Origin of the sequence: Salegentibacter mishustinae, from assembly GCF_002900095.1 — a bacterium.
Lineage (GTDB): Bacteria > Bacteroidota > Bacteroidia > Flavobacteriales > Flavobacteriaceae > Salegentibacter > Salegentibacter mishustinae.
Genome location: NZ_LLKN01000002.1, coordinates 1,408,595 through 1,428,774, shown reverse-complemented (window position 1 = coordinate 1,428,774; position 20,180 = coordinate 1,408,595). Strand labels below are relative to the sequence as shown.

Below are 20,180 nucleotides of genomic sequence, written 5' to 3'. Positions count from 1 at the left end.
CAGATTAAGCTTACTATTGATCCTACAAATTTTCTGCAGCCAACTAGAAAGAAAAGATCAAAGGCCTTCCTCTTAATACCACACCGATTAGAGTCAGGCTTTATCGAATTAAATTTCTTAGTTATTATTAGCATATTGAAAAGAGTCAGGTAATCAAAATTCGATACTTTGAATAATTGTCCTATTTTCTGAGAATATTTCAATGATCCATTACTGCATTAGACAGTCTTTTTGAATCTATTATCTAATGATAATTCTTGGCGGGGATTGACCACGAGCATAGGTCATGTCCTCGTGTACAAATACAGAATAGGCATATGTTCCATCAGGAGCATTTCTTGAAATTGCCATCACCAAAGGGTTTCCATCTTTTACATCTCTTGTTTCAAGTCCAAAAATCTGAATCTCAGGAAACGAAAAAGAGGCATCAGACCCCTCAACCACCCATCGAATCCGGTCGCCTCTTCTTAAAGTGACATCACTTTTAGTTTCATCATCTTCGAAAACTACCCTCCATTCATCGTCGATAATTTTTACAACTAGCCGATATTCCACTGGTTGTGGTTCAGGATCAAGCAGCTCCTCTACTGAAAAATAGCTGTTATTTTGACTTGAAAAGAAAAGTAGGGAGCTCAAAAAGGCGAAAATCTGAATGTTTCTTAAGTACATAATTTGTTTGTTTTAGTTAATGGATATTTTTTATCTATTTAAAATTTATTGCTTTGGTTACATGGTAAAAACAGATCCCTTAGCCAGGAATGTCTCTATAAGTTTGGTTATGCTTCAGCTTGATGGTTTCTACAGTTTTAAATTTGTTGAAATCTGGAGGAACCATAATATCTTCCCTATTTTATAGCCTTCTTAGGCATTTGCATCTATTGAAAATGCAAACACCATTACTAGCATCAAGACTGATGCGATTGTTATTTTAAGCATATTTTTTGGTTTCAGTTAATGATGACTTGCACTATGCCTGACACCTTCTTTTAAAAATTGTACTAAAAAATATATAATAAGTAGTGGAGTGTTACGACCATTTAAGATAAAGGATCAGGCTTTGGAGTGATATAAATATATATCTTACGATTCTAACATTCAAATATTTAGGACGAAATACAGATTTTTTTGTCCGAATCTATTGTTTATTTTATCGAAATAATTCCTTAATTTGATTTCTCGCCTTTTCAGCAGTGCAAGACTTTCTGATATTAAAGGGTTTTAACTTTTGATTGGAAGCAGGTTTGACCTCCATAAAATGTTTTTGTAGAGATCATTACTGGTTAAAAGCTAAATGGCAGTTCCAGTGTTCAAATCGTTGCTTTAGGGCCAATAGAGCCATCAGCAATGCAAAGAAGCTTTTTAAGTATCTATCACAGAATTAATGAATAATAATATATGCAAAGCTATTTTGATGAATTTTCTAAAAGCTCAATATGACACTTCAAAACAATTCCTGCAAGACCTGTGTAGTTCCAAGTTTTTATACTTACGAACAAACAAGCGCCTTTAAAAAGCTAATTAAATCATTCTAAGAGTTACCTAATCGGTCACCTTAAGGAAAGAAAAAACAAAAAATACTGAATTTACTGGTATAACGAGAATAATTATATCTAAGGAAATTCAGGAATTAGTTCCAGGAAGTTTTAATACAAAAATTAAATAAAAAGCTTTTTGTCTACCAATAATGGTTAATGACAGCGAAATTTTATAGGTATTTTAAGACAGGTTTTAGGTACTCTTTCGTAATTTAAGTATTATGAAAAATAATGGTATTACATACTTAATTCTAACCAGTATTTTATTGGTAATAATTACTATACTCGTATATTTTAATACCAATTTCCCATTGATTTTCTATCTAACCTTCTTTGGGCAATGCTTATTGATCTATAGCGTTTATAGAATTCTTACCGATAATTACAAAACAGAAAGAACCTTTGATGATTGGTACGAAGATCGCTCTCATAAGAACGAGGAAAATTAATTTTTTATAATCTTTAAGTTTTTAATTAGTCCTCCCAAAAATCAGGTTTTTCATTAGTTCCAAAAAATGTACAATCTACACAGCGCGCCGGTACCACCAGGATACCTCCTCCTGGAAGTACTCCCGCCCATCTTACAGCATTTCTTTCTATTTGTTCTATTAAATTATCGATACCGGGTAAAGTTTCTTCGCAAAGGGCGAAGGGTACAAATCGAGGTCTAATGCCCTCAGGATCATAAAAATCTTCATAATTAAAATAAATTCTCTTTTTAGTAACTGATGAAACATTAAAAAAACCGATTGTTTTTTCATTAGGATTAGTAATATTTGTAATATTTCCTTCTAAAAATCCTGGTTGAGTTTGAGAAAAAATGTTTTCAGATCCTGTAAGTTCTTCTAAAATTTTATAATAATTATAGGCATCCCTGCCTATTACATATTGCTTTATTAAAAGGCTGTACCTATTGGAAAGACTGGGATCTTTAGAGTCTATAAAGTTAATCAACAAGTCGTTTACACTATCATCAGAGAGGGAATTAGTATTGGCTAGTATAATTTTTTGCGAATTGTTCGTTTGATAACACGTATATTCTTCTTTCTGTTTCGGTACTTCCACTGGGACGCCATCAACGAGAATTATATCCTTTACCTTATCATAATTTGAATTGAATTTAAAAGTTTCAACATATTCATATTTATAATAATTAGCCCCGCCTGTAGAAGTTTGATTATTTAAGGTGATTGCAACTCCATCTTCACCTCGGTAATTTATTCTATTGGCTTCCAATTCACCAATGCTACTGGTTCCCGATAATTGTGTTGGTTCAGAGATATATTCGTTACCATTCACCAAAATGCTAAGCTGGTAATCAATTCCTGGACGGGCAGCAAAACTATCTATAGAAATATAGCGCCCAGGTTCTAATTCCTCAAAAATATTCTCTTCCTCTCCTGTTACACTAATATCTGCACCCGACACTGGTTTAGGACCGGTAGAATCTATGGCAAAGGTTTGTGATATTTTAATCTCGTGCTTTTTCAATTCATTAGTTACCAAACCTTCAATCACAATAGCTTCTTCAAAGTCTTCTGAATTTAAAGCAATTTCCTCCACGCAAGACGACATAATTATAACGAAACCGATGAATATGAAAAGCTTTTTATATTTCCGAATTGAAATCATTAAAAATAATAAGGTATAAATTAGGTTGGGTATGCCTTTGTATGATAGCCTACTAACTTTCAGTTTCAGATTTTCAACTAAAAATAAATTTCCAAAAATTGTTGAGAAATTTATACAATAAGATACGAAAAATAATGATTGCTATTCGGAACTATTCCACACTAAAAGTTTTTATTATCGATACCGGTTGACCTTGTTTGGTAAACCCCTCCAGATTAATTTCAAACTTTCCTTCAAGGTCTGAGGTATAAAAACTAATCTCATTAGCCGAATCTCCCAAATCTAAATTGGGGTTCCACCAGAGCTGCGTTCTATAATCAGGGATTCTATTTAGCTCTTCAGTCTTATAATTTGGGCTATAATATTTCTTTGGAATTTGTGCTTTGGCCACAAGTTTAGATTTAATATGATTTTCTCTAAATACTTCCGGGAAATCTCCATCTTTAGTTTCTACCACTACCACGCCCTGGTAAATTGCAGGACCAAAGAAGTACTTGCTTCTAAGAATGCCAATGCTTTCAATTCTTTCTGCATCAAAAAAAACCAGTTTATCATGATTTTGCACCACTACTCCATCTACGATCAACAAAGCAGGCAGCGTAAATTCACCATTGATATTTTGATTTCTAACCATAATACTATGAGTTCCATCTTGATTTCTTTTAACCCTTCCAGATTCAATGATTTCCACAAAAGTCTGGGTAACCTCGGGAAACCTTGTATAATCGTCTAGATTGAATTTAAAAAGCTTTTCACCAAAGAAATATCCATCATCTGCGGGAAAGACTGTTCGGTCTGCCTTTGTAGCCGAGTATGCATTTTCTATTTGATTATTTATACTTTTTTCCAGAATATAATCTTTAAAACCTGTTTGAACTACCGGTTTTTTAAAGTTTAAGGAAGAAAAATCTGGTTGAGTAGTTGGAAATAATTCAACACTATAATCATCTTGATTATAGTCTGTAAGTTGCAACAATAGCTCTTCAACTGCCAGCTCCTTATTTATTATAAAACTAAACTCCCCTTTATCGTCTATAGAAACAATGTTTACCTGACTTTCTTCACCAGGAAAGGAAACTATTAAATTCTTAGATTTTAAAACCGAATTGTCATTAGCGCTTACTCTTCCGCTAATAAGAGAACCTCTTACTTCCGGTAGAATAATATTTTCAGAAAAATTCCAGCTTTTATTTTCGTAGAGCTTGTGGAAATTAGTGCTTTTAAGTAGCGTAGGTTTATTAAAACTATCTATTCGCCTTACAGATATAGAAAAATCACCCAACATATCTGATGTGTTCCCCACAATTAAGACTACTTTTTCCCGCGTTGAGAAAGACGCTTTGTTCAATTTTAAATCCAGATCAGCTACCGATTCTCTTGCATTATTTTCTGAAGTAGATGCAGGATTTTCCTGAATTACAAGCCCTTCATTACTCTTTTGATAGGGATTTAAAATTTGAATATCCTGTTCAAAATAATTTTCTTCAGCATTTAGCATCCAGGAAGTATAGCCTAGAATCTTATATGCTCCCGACTGTAAATCAGAAGGAATAAAAAAATCGGAATATGACTGGCCTTCTTCCAGGTTTAATTTATGCTGAAAAACAATTTCTTTATCTGAATTTACTAGAACTACCCAGCCAACTTTGCTTAACTTGCTAAGCTTCTGGGTTTCCGCATTAAGGCTATAAAACTTGTAAAGTAGCTTTTCCCCACTAAATAATAAGCTACTATTTAAGTGAAGATAAACCTGTTCTTTAGGAATTTCTTTTTGAAGGAATTCTATGTTTGAGCTGCCTTGCGAATAAGACAGGTTAAGTCCCAGGCAAGCTAAAAATACTATGAAAATCTTTTTAATCATTTTCTTGTTTTCTAATTAATCTTCCCAAAATTCTGGTTTTACATTAGATCCAAAACGTGTACAATCTACACAACGCGTTGGCACTACCATAAAAGCCCCACTAGGAGTTGTTGAAGACCATCTCACAATATCTTGTTCTAATTGAGCTATTAGAGTGGCAGTGCTAGGTAGGCTTGCTTCACAGGATGCATACGGCACAAATCGAGGTCTTATACTTTCAGGATCGTAAAAATCTTCATAATCAAAATAAATTCTTTTTGTTGAAACCGAAGATATATCGAAGTATCCAATCACTTTTTCTTCTGGATTATTAATATTGGAAATATTACCTGCTAAAAACCCCGGTTGGCTTTGCGTAAACACATTATCCAGGCCAGATAACTCTTCCAAAATTTCATAATAGGTATATGCTTCCCGACTTATAACATACTGTTTTACAAGTAAACTGTATCTATTAGATAGACTTGGGCTATCTGAAGGTATAAACTTAATTAGTAGATCGTTTACACTATCTTCTGAGAGTGAGTTTGTATTTGAAAGTATTATTTCCTGTGACTTATTTGTTTGGTAACAAGTATATTCTTCTTTTTGTTTTGGTACTTCTACAGGCTCGCCATCTACAAGAATTAGATCATTTACTTTAAAATAGTTTGAGTTAAATTTAAAGGTCTCTACATATTCATACCTGTAGTAATTGGCAGACTCATTTGTACTTTGATTATTTAAAGTGATTGCAACCCCATTTTCCCCACTGTAGTCAATTCTATTGGCTTGCAATACACCTATACTGCTGCTACCGGATAATTGCATAGGAGTAGATTCATACTCTTCCCCATTTGCTGAAATTTGTAATTGATAATTAACGCCTGGTTGTGCTGCAAAACTATCTCTGGAAACATATACTCCGGGTTCGCTTTCCTGAAATATAAACTCCCTGTTTCCTATCACTCTAATATCGGCACCAGATAGAGCACTTGGTCCTGTAGAGTCTATGGCATACACTCGGGATAATTTAATTTCATGTTGTTTGAGTTCATTACTAATAGATCCCTCTATTACTATGGCTTCCTCAAAACCTTCAGATTCTAATGGAATTTCTTCCACACAGGAAGCTACTAGAATTGCAATAGCTAATAGAAAAAAGGTCTTTTTATATTTCAGAATATACTTTATTAATTTCATTACTATTAAAATCTAAAATTATAGGTGATTGTAGGAATTGGAATAGAGAAAATTGAACTTTGATAAGCCTTCACTTCTCCACTATCGGTTACGAAAAATACTGAGTAGGGGTTGTTTCTCCCTAGCACATTATAGACCGAAATATTCCAGAAACTATGCGCAAATTTTTCAATCTTATGGTTCCCTTCCACATTAAAACTCAAATCCAATCGATAATAGTCTGGAATCCTGAACTGGTTCCTGTCACTATACAATACATATTCAGAATTGTTAAAATTATATTTCCCAATTGGATAGGTTACCGGTCTCCCGGTTTGGTACACAAAATTAGCTGAAAAACTAAAACGTTGCGTAAGCTTATAATTTAATACAGAACTAAAATCGTGTGGTTTATCAAAGTTTGTAGGAAAAAATTCGCCGTTGTTAACTGTTTCTTCCTGGAAATCTCCTGCTAACTTTATAAAAGACCTGGAATATGTATAGCCTAAATATCCATTTAACCTTCCTTTGTTTTTTCTAACCAGGAATTCAACTCCGTAAGCTTCTCCCTCACCCTGTAAAACTTCGGTTTCAATATTTTCATTCAAGAATAAGTCGGCACCAATCTTATAATCTAAGAGATTATCTGAAGTTTTATAATAGCCTTCTAAACTAAGTTCGTAAATATTCTCGTCAAAATTCTTAAAGAATCCTAAACCAAATTGATTGGCTCTCTGAGGTTTTATATAAGAATCTGAAAGTTTATAAGTATCGGTTGGAGCGGCTGTAGTATTGTTAGATAAGGTATGAATGTATTGATAAGTATTGTTGTAACTCACTTTAGTTGAAAATGTTGGTGTAATAAAATACCTACCAGAAACCCTAACTTCAGGACCGCCATAAGTTTCTATTACTTCTCCACTATCATAGTTTTCTACACCTGTTGCGGTATTATCATTTCTTGGCAAACCTTCTTCGTAGGTGTTTAGCTGAGCTGGCCCAAAGGCGGTATAAAAGGAATATCGTAAACCTGCATTAATCAATAGCTTTTCGGTTACTTCAAAACTATCTTCAATATAAACAGCGGTTTCTAAAGCCCTTTCCTCGGGTATACTAACTTGTTCAATAAGAGATTCGGGACTTCCGGGATTAATCTCGCCGGGAGAAACCATATAATATTTTCCGCTTATTCCATAGTTAAAAGTATGTGCCTTGCTATGAAAGTATTTCATTTTTAATTTCACTTCAGATTCATTGATGGTGTATCCCGATTCAAAATCATTATCGAAATCACTAGCATAATCTAAATTGAAATCGTAATTACTATTGGTTAGTACCAGCTCCCCCTGATGTTTTTCATTAAAATACTTATTATAGGAAAGCGAAAACATCCTGTTGGTGTAACTAAATAAAGAGTCTGAAGTGATACTAAAAACATCACTACTATAATATCCGCTAACGTTTAACTCGTCGCTAATATCAAATTTGTGGTTGTATTTAGCCACAACATCATAAAATGAAGCCTGGCTGCCTTCTAAAGATTCATCTTCTAGAAGGTTTAATATCCAATCTGAATAAGTACCACGGCCACCTACAATTAAGCTCGATTTATCTTCAACAATTGGGATTTCCAAACTTAGGTTCCCGGTAACCGGCCCTATAGAAACTTCGCCGGTAAATTCTTCTTTATTTCCAGTTTTAGTATTAAGGTCAAAGACCGAAGATAATCTCCCTCCATATTCCGCTGGAATACTTCCTTTATAAATACTCACATCTCCCGTAGTGAAAGGGTTTAGCCCTGAAAATATTCCGAAGAAATGGGCAGGATTATAAATTACACCTTCATCAAGCAGAATTAAATTCTGGTCGGTTTTTCCACCTCTTACATTATAACCGCTTGCGCCCTCGCCGGCCGTGGAAATTCCAGGTAAGGTAGTGGCTACTTTTAAAATATCGCGTTCACCCAAAACCAGTGGAATATTCTTAATTTCGGCTACGTCTATTCTTTCTACCCCGGTAAGGGCAGTTCTAACATTATCCCTGGCGTTGGCTTCAACCAAAACTTCCCCCAATTCTTCAAAACTTTCTTTTAGTTGTAGATTTAAAACCCCGTCATTATATACTACGAGACGCTTCTTAACTTTATCAACCCCAAGTGCCTGTGTTTCAAAAATGTTTATTCCTTTGGGAAGCCTAATTTCATAATTCCCATTAATATCTGTAACCGTTCCTTTATCCTGATTAGGGATCAAAATATTTAAACCAGATATAGGTTCTCCCTTCTCGGAAACTACCCGGCCGCTAAGCTTATAAGTACTTCTGTTAGACTGTCTATTTTCCTTTCCTATTAAAACGGTTTCCACTACTTCAGCCTGCTCCTCATTATCATTATAAAAAACAGGATCAGTACTTTGATTTTCTTCTTCTGCAACTGCAGTTTCTTCCTGAGTTTTTAGAAAGCCTTCAGGTAACCGGTCATAAATTATACTACCGCTAGTTAGAATAATACGCTGTCCTTTAACAAAATAATTGATATTGGTTTCTTCCAATAAGTCTTCCAGTACTTCTGTTACTTTGGTTTGTGAATATTCGCCAGAAAATTTAGTGAGGCCAAACCAGTCTTCATCAAAAAAGAATTGATAATCGGTTTTTGCTTCAATTTCAACTAAAATATCAGGTAATTCTTTATTTTGAAAACTTATAGATATTTCTGGATCGGCTGTTTGTGCGTAAGTGAAAGGGAAATATATAAGTAAAAAAAGGAGTAAATATTTTCTCATTCTTGAATTTGATTTGTCGCAGAAGGAATAAGGTTATTTATTTCATTGGCCAGGTTTTTCATAAAAAGGTCTGGATTATTCCGTGATTGTTTCCTGTATTTGCTATAAAAACCTCTTATTTCACTTTTAAGATCTGGAAATTTAGAAAATAGATTTCTTCGGTTATCTAGCTCAAAAAAATCATCTTTAAACTGAAAAATATAATCGGGATCGGCAGGATTAAATTCACTATAAGCCACACTCCTATCCCTAATTTCCATTCTGTTTCTAAGATGTTTCTTGAAAATTTTAAAGGCTCCTTCTTCATTAATCACCTCATAAAAACCCAGGATGTCTGAGTTATTATTAGCCTTTAGATATCTAAACTTATTCTCATCTATCTGAAATTGATCAACCTGATTATCTATGAGTTGAAAAATAAAATTTCTTTGATCTTGCTTGAGATTAACCAACAATAGATCGTCGTAGATATTATATTTTAAAGGTACTTCGTAAAAAGTTTGACCGTTATAGGTAACACTTCCATTTTGAAACTCTTGCGTTTCAAAAAATTTATGTTTTTCATTAATCATCCTATCTGTTTCCACGTATTCAATTCCCTGAAAAAGTGTAGTATTCTCAATTCCAATATTTTGATCATACCAGGAAAAGATTTTTTCTTGAGAGTAATTTTGGGAGAAAGTGGAAAATGTCGTTACAACAAACGAAAAGAAAAAAAAGTAATTTTTATACATTCAACAACTAATAGATAAATAATTCACAAATATTCTGGAAAACTACAAAACAAATTAGATGTTTTTCAAGCTTTTGTCCAAAAAAAACAAAAAAATATACTAAAAACATTAATTTTTTAATCCAGAAAGCTGAGAACAATCATAAATTACATCTGTTAGAAAGTTATAAATTTGTAAATCCTAAAAATATACGATGCAACTCAACCAATTTATAGATCACACCTTATTAAAACCTACGGCAACACCTGAAGATATTGAAAGCTTATGCAAGGAGGCGATAGCGCACCAGTTTATTGCCGTTTGTATTCCTCCTTCTTATTTAAAGCACGCTAAATCGGTTTTAAAAGACTCTAATGTAAAATTAGCAACGGTAATAGGTTTCCCTTTAGGAGCTATGACCACAGAAGCTAAAGTTTTTGAGGCCAAAGATGCCCTTGCAAATGGTGCCGATGAAATTGATATGGTAATTAATATTGGGATGCTAAAAGGTGGTGAGGCCAATTACGTAGAAAATGAAATTGCTGAAATTAAAAAGGCCATAGGCTCTAAAATTCTTAAAGTGATTATTGAAACCTGCTATTTAACCGATGCTGAAAAAGAAGCTGCCTGTGAAGCTGCTCTAAATGCAAATGCCGATTTCGTAAAAACTTCTACTGGTTTTGGAACTGGCGGCGCTACATTTGAGGATGTAGACCTTATGAAAAGAATTGCAGGAGATAAAATGCAAATTAAAGCTTCAGGCGGAATTAAAGATCGAGAAACCGCTATCAAATATCTAGAATTAGGAGTTTCAAGACTGGGAACTTCCTCGGGTATAAAATTAGTAACTTCAGAAGAAAACTAGTATGAGTGTACATATACAAGCACAAAAAGGTGAAATCGCAGAAAATGTTTTACTTCCGGGTGATCCCTTAAGAGCAAAATGGATTGCCGAAAACTTCCTGGAAGATGCTGTTTGTTATAATAAAGTTCGCGGAATGCTTGGCTATACCGGAACATATAAAGGCAACAAGGTTTCTGTACAGGCCACAGGTATGGGGATTCCTTCGGCCTTGATCTATGCTACAGAATTAATTACAGAATTCGGAGCTAAAAAGCTTATTCGAGTTGGTTCTGCGGGTTCCTATCAAAAAGATTTAAAAGTTAACGATGTGGTTCTGGCTATGGCTGCATCTTCAAATTCAGGCTTTAATAAAGCCAAATTTCAACACGCCGACTTCGCTCCTACCGTAGATTTCGAATTATTTATGAATGCGGTAAAATTTGCCAAAACTAACGATATTCCGTTCAGAGCAGGTAATGTGCTTTCGTCCGATATATTTTACGAGGAAAACGATCTCGGTTATAAAAAATGGGCCGATTATGGGGTGTTGTGTGTAGAAATGGAAACCGCAGGACTCTATACGGTTGCTGCCAAATATAACGTACAGGCACTTTCTGTACTTACAGTTTCAGATTCTTTGGTTACCGGTGAACACTTACCTGCAAAAGAAAGGGAACAAAGTTTTAGCCGAATGGTAGAAATAGCATTAGGCAGTATTTAAGCTGGTTTGGGGAAATTTCATTAAATTCGGGAAAGAATAAAAATCACTTCGGGTAAGCCATTAAATCTATTTTTTTCAATTTAGCGGTAAGCCTAAAAGCAATTAATCTCGATTATCGAGTAAATCCTGAATAAAATGAAGTTTCTCCCAGCTGTCTTTTTTATATTTTTTGGTTTCCTAGCCAATGCACAAAATTCTACAAAAGAGCTTCAAAATAAAATAGCTTCTATTTTTGAAGAAAATCAGGGAGAATTCGCTATTGCTTTTAAGAATATTTCCGAAGAAAAAGATAGTATTTTAATAAATGCTCACGAAAATTTCCACGCTGCAAGTACAATGAAAACCCCGGTAATGATCGAGGTTTTTAAACAAGCTTCTGAAGGAAAATTTTCGCTTCAGGATTCCCTGGTAATAAAGAATGAATTTAAAAGTATTTTAGACGGAAGTTCTTATTCTATGGAACTTGGTCGGGATAGCGGGGAACATCTCTACGAACAAATAGGTCAAAAAAGAAGTATTGAAGACCTGGTAACCGATATGATTATTTACAGCAGCAACCTGGCTACCAATATCATCATTGAGCTGGTTGATGCTAAAAATGTAAATCAAACCATGCGCGAAATGGGCGCAATGGATATCAATGTACTTCGCGGTGTTGAAGATATGAAAGCTTATGAAGCTGGTTTGAGCAACTCCACTACTGCTTATGATCTGATGTTAATTTTTGAAGCTCTTGCCAAAGGAAAAGCAGTAAATGCCGAAGCAGATAAGGAAATGCTCCACATCTTACAGCAACAAAAACACACCGATCTTATTCCTGCTTTACTTCCAGAAAATTTAAAAATTGCTAATAAAACCGGCTGGATAACGGGTGTACACCACGATTCAGCTCTAATTGAATTACCCGATGGCAAGAAATATGTTTTGGTGCTGCTTTCAAAAAATATGAAAGATATGGAGGCGGGCACCAAAATGTTATCAGAAGTTTCTAAGCTAATCTACGATCACGTAAACAATAACTAATTTTTTCAACTAAAAATTTTAAAATGAACATATCATTAAAATCAGGTTTATTGGCAGGTACATTTGTATTCGCCTCAATCACTGCGATTGCCCAGGAAAAAAATATCGAATTACCACCGGAAGCTACGGAATTCTATGAACCGGTTCCTCAAAAAATTGAAGCAGGCGAATCTACAAATACACCAGCATCTGATGCTAAAATCTTATTTGATGGCTCAGATCTTTCGGCTTTTTTAAATGAGAAAGATGGTTCTGAACCCACCTGGAATATAGAAGGAGATGTTTTGACGGTAAATCCTGGTACCGGTGGTATAGTAACCAAAGAGAATTTTGGGGATATGCAATTGCATTTAGAATGGCGCTCACCCTCAGAAATTAAGGGCGAAGGCCAGGGACGAGGCAATAGCGGGGTGATAATTATGGGGAAATATGAAGTGCAAATCCTGGATTCTTATGAGAACGATACTTACACAAATGGACAGGCTGCCAGTATTTATAAGCAATCTCCGCCTTTAGTTAACGCAACAAAAGCTCCGGGCGAATGGAATACTTACGATATTATTTTCACCGCTCCCAGGTTCAATGAAGACGGAATGTTACTAAGTCCGGCTAAATTAACGGTACTCCATAACGGTGTGGTAGTTCAAAACAATTATGAGTTACGAGGCCCAACAGAATATATAGGAATACCCAATTACACCAAACATGAAGAAAAGCTTCCGATTCATTTCCAGGATCACGGGAATCCTGTGAGTTTCAGAAATATTTGGGTAAGGGAACTTGAATAATTTTGAATCACTAATTATTTAAATTAAATAGAACTAGACTTTATGCATAACTATAAAGCTTCAGAAGATCGTTACGAGAAAATGCAATACCGCCGCTGTGGAAAAAGTGGGATTAAACTTCCATTACTATCCCTGGGATTATGGCATAATTTCGGCGATAAGGATGATTTTGAAAATTCCAGAAATCTATTAAGAACTGCTTTTAATAATGGGATTACACACTTTGATCTTGCCAATAATTACGGCCCACCTTATGGTTCTGCCGAAAAGAATTTCGGGAAGATCTTTGCTGAAGATTTTAAACAATATCGCGATGAATTAATTATTTCTACAAAAGCCGGATGGGATATGTGGCCCGGACCTTATGGAAATTTTGGCTCCAGGAAATACCTTATTGCCAGTTTAGACCAATCGCTGCAAAGAATGGGGTTAGATTATGTAGATATATTTTATCACCACCGTCCAGACCCTGAAACGCCTTTAGAAGAGACAATGGGGGCATTAGATCAAATTGTAAGACAGGGAAAAGCGCTTTATGTGGGGATTTCTCAATACTCTGCAGAAGATACGGCTAAAGCGGCTAAAATCCTTAAAGCTCAAAATACTCCATTTCTAATACACCAACCCAGGTATAATATGATGGACCGCTGGGTAGAAGACGGTTTGTTAAATACCCTGGAACGCGAAGGAATTGGCAGCATTGTATTCTCTCCTTTAGAACAGGGAATTTTAACCGATAAATATCTAAACGGAATTCCAAAAGATAGCCGTGCGGCAACCCAGGGTAGTTATTTAGATGAATCGCAAATCACTCCTGAAGTAGTAACTAAAGTGCAAAAACTAAATGAAATCGCTCAATCTAGAAACCAAAGCTTAGCACAAATGGCTGTGGCCTGGTTGCTAAAGGATAACCGGGTGACTTCGGTATTGGTTGGAGCGAGTAAGGTTTCCCAATTAGAAGAGAATATAAATACTTTAGAAAACCTCGAATTTAGTAAAACTGAATTGAATGAAATAGAAAAAATCCTGCAGAATACATAGCAGGATTTTATTGAATAGAAGCTGTTTGAAAATAATTCAAACAGCTTTCTTTTATTTGATATAAACTTCTAAGAGTTCACAATTTTTAGTTGAAAGCTGAACGTTTTTATTTTCCGCAGGAATAAGTAAGGTTTCTCCCTGCCTGATCTTTTCTGAATTACCATTTACTGAAACATGGCCTTCCCCACCAACACACATATAGATTACAAAAGAATCCAAATTGCTATAATCTTTCTCTATTTTCCCTTTCACAGGTAAATAATTGGTGGTGAAATATTTACAACTGGCTACTTCAGAAGAAGTATTTACTTCCTTTTTGTAGTTCAGTTTAAAATCATCTTTCTTTTCGAAATCTATAGCATCAATGGCTAAGGCTGTATGGAGTTCTCTGGAATTTCCTTCATCATCGGTACGATCCCAATCGTAGATTCTATAAGTTACATCAGAGGTTTGCTGAATTTCAGCTAAAAGCACCCCTGCTCCTATTGCGTGTACTTTGCCGGTATTTATAAAAAAACTATCTCCCTTCTTTACTTTTTCAAAATTAAGAAGCTCTACAATTTTTCCTTCTTCTAATCTGGCTATATAATCTTCTTTCGAAACACTTTCTTTAAACCCGATATTGATTTTCGCTCCTTTATCGGCCTGCATAATATACCACATTTCGGTTTTTCCAAAAGAATTATGGCGTTGCTGTGCAAGTTCATCGTTAGGATGCAATTGAACAGAAAGCTCTGTGTTGGCATCTATAAATTTAATGAGCAAAGGGAAGTCGGCGTCAAACTCTCTGTAAATCTTTTCACCTAAGATTCTATCTTTGTATTCCTCCAAAAGATCTTTTAAAGAAAAACCTTTAAATTCACCGTTAGCAACTACAGAAATATCTCCAGCTACGCCAGAAATTTCCCAGCTTTCGCCAAGATCGTCACGGTTGGTTTGTTTATTTAAAATATTTTTGAGTTTTTCACCACCCCAGATCTTTTCCTTTAAAATGGGATTGAATTTAATCGGATAATCAAGCATTTGTTGGTTAGTTTAAAATCGTCTCAATATAATCAAATATTGCCGTGTTAGAAAATGGATGATTTACTGGTTTTCTGTCTTTTCAAGTAAATAGAGCTCGCGATATAACCTTCGTTTATGTTTAGTACTTACCGGGTTCATATCTACACTATCTATTTTTGTTGTTTTATAATTACTAAAAATCTGTTTCAAGCTGTCACTAAGATAAGCTCCGGTTAGAATTAAAAACCTATTTGAGCTTGTTGCTTTTTCCTTATTTTTCTGGGTTAAAACCGGAATAGGCTTCCCATATTCCCAGATAATTTCAGGAGTAAAGGTCTTAAACTCATAGACCTTTGTATCGTACTTCTGTAGATGCTTATCTATATTAACTATGCTATTGTAATCTTTATTTACATTGATCTTATCAGCCATCGGCAAGCCGAACCATACTACACTTATCAGAAAAAAGATACTTAAATAAAATACTGGTTTAATTTTCTTCAGCATTAAAAACCTAAACATTAAAATGCCAATGAAAAATAAGAAAATTGAGCTTAAAATATACCATAGCAGTATGTCCTGCAACATACGTTCAAAATAAAAATATGCAGCAATTGGGAAGATACAGCCTACTAAAGCAAATATTCCAAAATGAAAATACGCTACTGCAGCCTCTTTTATTTTTATACTTCTAAAATGATTAAAAAGATATTCTATATAGAAAGAAGTGTTCATTGCCATTGGAATAAGCACCGGCAACAGATAACGCGATTTTTTCTCTGGAATTATTGATAATAAAAATACCGAAGCCAAAGTCCAGAAAAGCGTGAATTTATAAGCTTTTTTGTTGCTAACCCTGTCTTTTAAATATGGATAAAGCAGTGCTACAAAAGAAGGAATGGTCCATAATCCACTTTGTATAAAAAAGCTCCAGTAATAATAAAATGGTCTAACATTATAATTTAACCACCTTCCGGTTTCCTGGGTTGTGATCTCAGCCACGGCACGGGTATCAAATAAATAAACATAAAGATTCCACCAACCCCCGGATATTAAAGCTACTACAACCAAAAGCACTATCGCTTTCGAACGTTCTTTAGTTCCTTTGAATTTATAAATAAACCCATACGCAATTAAGAATGGAAGAAATAATGCATAGAGAGAAACCGGGCCTTTACTCAAAATAGAGCAACCAATAAAGAGACCGCTGATTGTGGCAAAGAGGTACCAGTTTTTTGTCGTGTTATATAGTTTATAGAGAAAAAATATAGCAAGCATCATAAAGCTATGGGTATAAATATCCCATTGCCCGTCTCTACTGGAAAAAACGATATAAAATGAGGTTGTAGCAATAATACCGGCCAAAAAAGACAGTTCAATATTTCTGGTAATCTTAAGCAGAAATTTATAAATAAACACCACCAGGATCAATCCCATAATCGCAGAAGGAAGTCTCAAACCAAAAAGGCTCTCCATGCCAAAAACAGACATAGAAATAGCGGTTAGCCAGGTTGGTAATGGAGGTTTTTCATAACGCGGCTCGGCATTCATGGTAGTGAAGATCCAGTTATTATCGTTCAACATTTCCCTGGCGGTAATAAAGTTACGCGCCTCCATGATGTTGATATAAATAGCATCAAGATTCACAAAAAACACAGCAATTCCCACAAGAACTAGCAGGACCAGGTATTTATTCTCTAATTTCATTATGATGAATTATAATATTTCTAATGTACATTAATGCGCCAAATAAATGCCCAATAAGTAAAACCGGGTCTTTTCTCAAAATAGCATAAATTAGAATCAAAGAAGAACCGGCAAGGCTTAGCCACCAAAATCCCAGCGGTAAAGAAGATTTTTTCTGTTTCTCAGAATATATCCATTGATATAAAAAGCGTAGGGTAAAAATTATTTGAGCAACAATCCCTAATATCAGTAACCATAAAGGGATAGCTTCATTCTGAAATAGTTTTTGAAGGTCGTATTCATTATTAAAAAAACTGTAAACCACTACTATAACCGGGAAAACAAAGATCAAAAATCTAATAATAAAAGGAAGTTTACTCCATTGTCCCTGGAATTGTAAATTTCTAATATAAATGAAGTAAGTAAGACTCTGCCCCAGCATAATGGCAAAATCGTCCCTGGCATAACCGTAAATAAATAATAAGAAAGAAGCCATTAAGCTTAATTCCCAAAAAAGAATTGGTGTGAGGACCTTCTTCTGTTTTTCAGAAAGTATCCATTGCATAATCATTCTGGAAGAAAACAGAATTTGAGCAGTAAATCCTATTACATAAATTATTAGCGAACTATCCATGTTTCGCTTTTAAACTGTAATCTATATAAGATTTTTTTATCCAGACGTAGGCAAAACAATCTAGCAGTGGGCCAAGAAACCTATTTTTAAAATTGTATTTTGATTGGCCTTCAATTCTGGGATAATGATTTATTACCACCTCTTTAATTTCCTTTTGCTGCAGCAATATCATTGCCGGTAAGAACCGCTGCAAACCTTTAAACATCGGGATTTTTTTAGCGTATGCGGTATGCATAATTTTAAGCGGACAACCGGTGTCGTGTATATTGTCTTTGGTGAAAAATATTCTTACTGCATTTCCTGTTTTAGAGGAAATACGCTTTACCAAAGTATCCTTTCTGTTTTTACGCCAGCCGGTAACTAAACCGTAATCTTCAATATAAGGGAATAGCAATTCAAAATCCTCAGGATGTGTTTGTAGATCAGCATCCAAATAGCCAAGTAAAGGGGTTTTAGTATAATCGAAAGCGGCTTTTAAAGCGGCTCCTTTTCCATAATTCTTATCAAATAACAGGCAATTAAAATCATCGTGATCCAGACAAAATTTTTCTATTGCAGAAGCACTACCATCACTAGAACCATCATCCACCAGTAATACGCAAGATCTAAGCGATGCAGACTTTAGATATTTCTGCAAATATTCAAAAAGCCTGGGTAGACTTTCTATTTCATTATAAACCGGAACAATAATCGTAAACTGAAACTCCATACACAATTATAGACTGTAATTAAGATTTGGTAATAAAGACCGTAATTTTAAAACCTGGTATAGTGAACCAACATAGAGTAACAAGAAGCAGGTTTAATTTAGTAATGGGGGTATTAAAAAATTACCGCAGCAAAATTAAGGATATAATTTAGAAAAACTTTCAAAATAAAAATTAAGTTAAAAAGAGATTAAAAGGGATCTAAAACGGGGCCGAATAAAAAAATACATTTTTTATTAAAAAAAGGTTGTTTTATTTCGAAAGAGGCTTATATTTGCAACCGCAAAAACGGTCGCGTAGCTCAGCTGGATAGAGCACCTGCCTTCTAAGCAGGCGGTCCCAGGTTCGAATCCTGGCGCGATCACAAAAAGTCTTCCAATTTTGGAAGACTTTTTTGTTTTATATACATTTTCAATGAATATAATCTAATCTTAAATGCTTGTTTTTAATCTGGTTAACTCTGGAGAACAGCCTGGCATAAGCTTACTCAAATCATTTAAGTTGCCTTACTCTTCCCTTCTTAATCTTAAAAATATCCATTCAACACTTTGAATCTTAAAATGATACCTAAGCTAGAAAGGTGTCAGAAATTTACCAATGTATGATCGGGCTCATATATTAGGTGTTTAAAGTTGAACACCTTTACCAACTTAATTTTAACAATGGAAATATTCCCGGTTCTTAGGTTTTAAAGTTTCATTGTATGGCCCGGATATTGTAAATATGTCTTTTAAAACCAATCAGAACTATTACTAAAACCCTCTATTTGAAATTAAATTTTAAAGAAATGAAGGATTTAATACAAAAGTCTCTAGCAAAAGCAATAAGCTACGAGGAATACAATGTACTTTTTAAGAAATTGGTAGCAGAAGGAAGAACAACCGGAGAAGCTACCAGCGAAAAAATAAACTATACTAAACTTAATTTTAGCCGTAGTAAACGTCTGGATAAAACCATAAAGCTCTCAGAAGAGCAAAATAAATACTTCCAGGCTATAAACGTAAAACAAACCTGGCTGGTAATTACCGAGCCCTGGTGCGGGGATGCTGCCCAAAGTCTTCCGTTCTTCAATAAAATTGCTGAAAACTCAGAAAATATTGAGTTAAAGATCGTTCTACGTGATGAGAATCCAGAGCTAATGGATTCTTTTTTAACCTATGGCTCCCGTTCTATCCCAAAACTTATTGTTCTAGACAAAAACCTGGAGGTAGTTAATCATTGGGGACCTCGCTCTAAAGCAGCAACCAAAGTAGTAGACGACTATGTTCAGAAACATGCCAAGATTGATGAGCAACTTAAAACAGATCTACAATTATGGTATAACAAAAATAAAGGTGAAGCTATAATAGCAGAAATGCAAGACCTGGCGCTTTGCGAAAAGAATTCAGAAGTTATGTAAGGAAATTTTATTCCTCCATTTAAAGCAAAAAAGTCTCCCGATATTGCAAGACTTTTTTGTTTTATATAATCAAGAACCTCGGGCCAAGCCCATAAGGTATGAATTGCAAAAAATTTTTAAAATTTCGAGGCAAGCCTCGGGGAATTAAACCCTCTGGAGGGATTAAATTTTATTTTAATCTTTCTTTATCGGCACCATAAAAACCGGTACTTCGGTTTTTTCCAGGACATTTGAAGCTACGGTTCCCATTAAGAGTTTTTCAAAAACTGAATGACTATGAGTTCCCATTACGAGCAGATCTGCGTTCCAGGTTTTAGAATATTCAAGAATCGCCACAGCTGCGTCTCCTTCGGCTAAATGTGTCTCTACTTTTTCATCATCCAAATGTTTTGCAGCAGTTTCCAGAAAATCTTCTACTACACCTCGCATTTCCTGGGCAATATCCAGGTTTACAGCAATTTCATCATAACCCGAGTAGCCCATAAAAGTAGGGTAATCAATTCCGTAGTAACTTACATTGGCCATTACGTGAAGTAAACAAACCTTAGCATCCAGCTGTTTAGCAAGTTTATAACCGGCTTCCGCTACCTTTTCAGAGACCGGATGATAATCTATAGCAATTAATATACGCTTCATAAGATTGGATTTCT

The 20,180-nt window shown here is 34.8% G+C and carries 18 protein-coding genes and 1 tRNA gene; 8 read left to right on the top strand and 11 right to left on the bottom strand.

Translation table 11 applies throughout. The features are described from left to right. Positions 1 to 240: 240 nt before the first annotated feature. On the bottom strand, positions 241 to 555 hold the full coding sequence (locus APB85_RS09385) for a hypothetical protein (RefSeq protein ID WP_146035378.1): 315 nt from the start codon (positions 553 to 555) through the stop codon (positions 241 to 243). 1,201 nt (positions 556 to 1,756) lie between these two features. Here APB85_RS09385 and APB85_RS09380 point away from each other — a divergent pair. After that, the gene (locus tag APB85_RS09380) at positions 1,757 to 1,984 is read left to right on the top strand and encodes a hypothetical protein (RefSeq protein ID WP_057483104.1); all 228 of its coding nucleotides are present in this window, start codon (positions 1,757 to 1,759) and stop codon (positions 1,982 to 1,984) included. A 25-nt stretch (positions 1,985 to 2,009) separates the two neighbouring features. Here APB85_RS09380 and APB85_RS09375 read toward each other — a convergent pair whose 3' ends face one another. The 5 genes from APB85_RS09375 to APB85_RS09355 all read right to left on the bottom strand — a co-directional run bounded on the left by APB85_RS09375 (position 2,010) and on the right by APB85_RS09355 (position 9,703). Next, positions 2,010 to 3,110, bottom strand: coding sequence for a DUF4249 domain-containing protein (locus APB85_RS09375; RefSeq protein WP_057483103.1), 1,101 nt, complete (start codon positions 3,108 to 3,110; stop codon positions 2,010 to 2,012). Between the two features lie 208 nt (positions 3,111 to 3,318). Further along, positions 3,319 to 5,028: a hypothetical protein gene (locus APB85_RS09370; protein WP_057483102.1), complete on the bottom strand. Its 1,710-nt coding sequence runs from the start codon at positions 5,026 to 5,028 to the stop codon at positions 3,319 to 3,321. A gap of 15 nt (positions 5,029 to 5,043) precedes the next feature. Then, positions 5,044 to 6,210 (bottom strand): DUF4249 domain-containing protein, encoded by a 1,167-nt coding sequence (locus APB85_RS09365; RefSeq protein WP_057483101.1) that lies wholly within the window; start codon positions 6,208 to 6,210, stop codon positions 5,044 to 5,046. Positions 6,211 to 6,215: 5 nt separating this feature from the next. Continuing rightward, the gene (locus tag APB85_RS09360) at positions 6,216 to 8,969 is read right to left on the bottom strand and encodes a TonB-dependent receptor (RefSeq protein ID WP_057483100.1); all 2,754 of its coding nucleotides are present in this window, start codon (positions 8,967 to 8,969) and stop codon (positions 6,216 to 6,218) included. Continuing rightward, complete coding sequence (locus tag APB85_RS09355) at positions 8,966 to 9,703, bottom strand: hypothetical protein (RefSeq protein WP_057483099.1); 738 nt, start codon at positions 9,701 to 9,703, stop codon at positions 8,966 to 8,968. Before APB85_RS09355 ends, APB85_RS09360 begins: the two co-directional genes overlap by 4 nt. A gap of 193 nt (positions 9,704 to 9,896) precedes the next feature. On the opposite strand from APB85_RS09355, the gene deoC reads away from it, so the two are divergent. From deoC to mgrA, 5 genes are all read left to right on the top strand, one after another. Next, positions 9,897 to 10,547 (top strand): deoxyribose-phosphate aldolase, encoded by a 651-nt coding sequence (deoC, locus tag APB85_RS09350; RefSeq protein WP_057483098.1) that lies wholly within the window; start codon positions 9,897 to 9,899, stop codon positions 10,545 to 10,547. Between the two features lies 1 nt (position 10,548). Continuing rightward, complete coding sequence (deoD, locus tag APB85_RS09345) at positions 10,549 to 11,247, top strand: purine-nucleoside phosphorylase (protein ID WP_057483097.1); 699 nt, start codon at positions 10,549 to 10,551, stop codon at positions 11,245 to 11,247. 135 nt (positions 11,248 to 11,382) lie between these two features. Then, a complete protein-coding gene (locus APB85_RS09340) occupies positions 11,383 to 12,270 on the top strand; it encodes a serine hydrolase (RefSeq protein ID WP_057483096.1) in 888 nt (295 codons plus the stop codon). A gap of 23 nt (positions 12,271 to 12,293) precedes the next feature. Further along, positions 12,294 to 13,058, top strand: a complete 765-nt coding sequence (locus APB85_RS09335; protein WP_057483095.1) for a 3-keto-disaccharide hydrolase — start codon at positions 12,294 to 12,296, stop codon at positions 13,056 to 13,058. Between the two features lie 42 nt (positions 13,059 to 13,100). After that, the gene (gene mgrA, locus APB85_RS09330) at positions 13,101 to 14,099 is read left to right on the top strand and encodes an L-glyceraldehyde 3-phosphate reductase (protein WP_057483094.1); all 999 of its coding nucleotides are present in this window, start codon (positions 13,101 to 13,103) and stop codon (positions 14,097 to 14,099) included. 51 nt (positions 14,100 to 14,150) lie between these two features. On the opposite strand, the gene APB85_RS09325 is transcribed toward mgrA, so the two are convergent. From APB85_RS09325 to APB85_RS09310, 4 genes are all read right to left on the bottom strand, one after another. Next, on the bottom strand, positions 14,151 to 15,122 hold the full coding sequence (locus APB85_RS09325) for a type I phosphomannose isomerase catalytic subunit (protein ID WP_057483093.1): 972 nt from the start codon (positions 15,120 to 15,122) through the stop codon (positions 14,151 to 14,153). Between the two features lie 63 nt (positions 15,123 to 15,185). Beyond that, positions 15,186 to 16,811, bottom strand: coding sequence for an ArnT family glycosyltransferase (locus tag APB85_RS09320; protein WP_057483092.1), 1,626 nt, complete (start codon positions 16,809 to 16,811; stop codon positions 15,186 to 15,188). Next, entirely contained in the window at positions 16,795 to 17,424 is a 630-nt protein-coding gene (locus APB85_RS09315; RefSeq protein ID WP_057483091.1) for a lipid-A-disaccharide synthase N-terminal domain-containing protein, read from the bottom strand. Before APB85_RS09315 ends, APB85_RS09320 begins: the two co-directional genes overlap by 17 nt. Continuing rightward, entirely contained in the window at positions 17,417 to 18,133 is a 717-nt protein-coding gene (locus APB85_RS09310; protein ID WP_057483090.1) for a glycosyltransferase family 2 protein, read from the bottom strand. The genes APB85_RS09315 and APB85_RS09310 overlap by 8 nt, the downstream gene beginning before the upstream one ends. 288 nt (positions 18,134 to 18,421) lie before the next feature. On the opposite strand from APB85_RS09310, the gene APB85_RS09305 reads away from it, so the two are divergent. Together APB85_RS09305 and APB85_RS09300 are read left to right on the top strand one after the other, a co-directional pair. Then, a tRNA-Arg gene (locus APB85_RS09305) sits at positions 18,422 to 18,495 on the top strand. A gap of 423 nt (positions 18,496 to 18,918) precedes the next feature. Next, entirely contained in the window at positions 18,919 to 19,530 is a 612-nt protein-coding gene (locus APB85_RS09300) for a thioredoxin family protein (RefSeq protein WP_057483089.1), read from the top strand. Between the two features lie 174 nt (positions 19,531 to 19,704). Here the strand turns inward: APB85_RS09300 and APB85_RS09295 are convergent, their stop codons facing one another. Beyond that, positions 19,705 to 20,166: a universal stress protein gene (locus APB85_RS09295; protein ID WP_057483088.1), complete on the bottom strand. Its 462-nt coding sequence runs from the start codon at positions 20,164 to 20,166 to the stop codon at positions 19,705 to 19,707. Between the last annotated feature and the right edge of the window lie 14 nt (positions 20,167 to 20,180).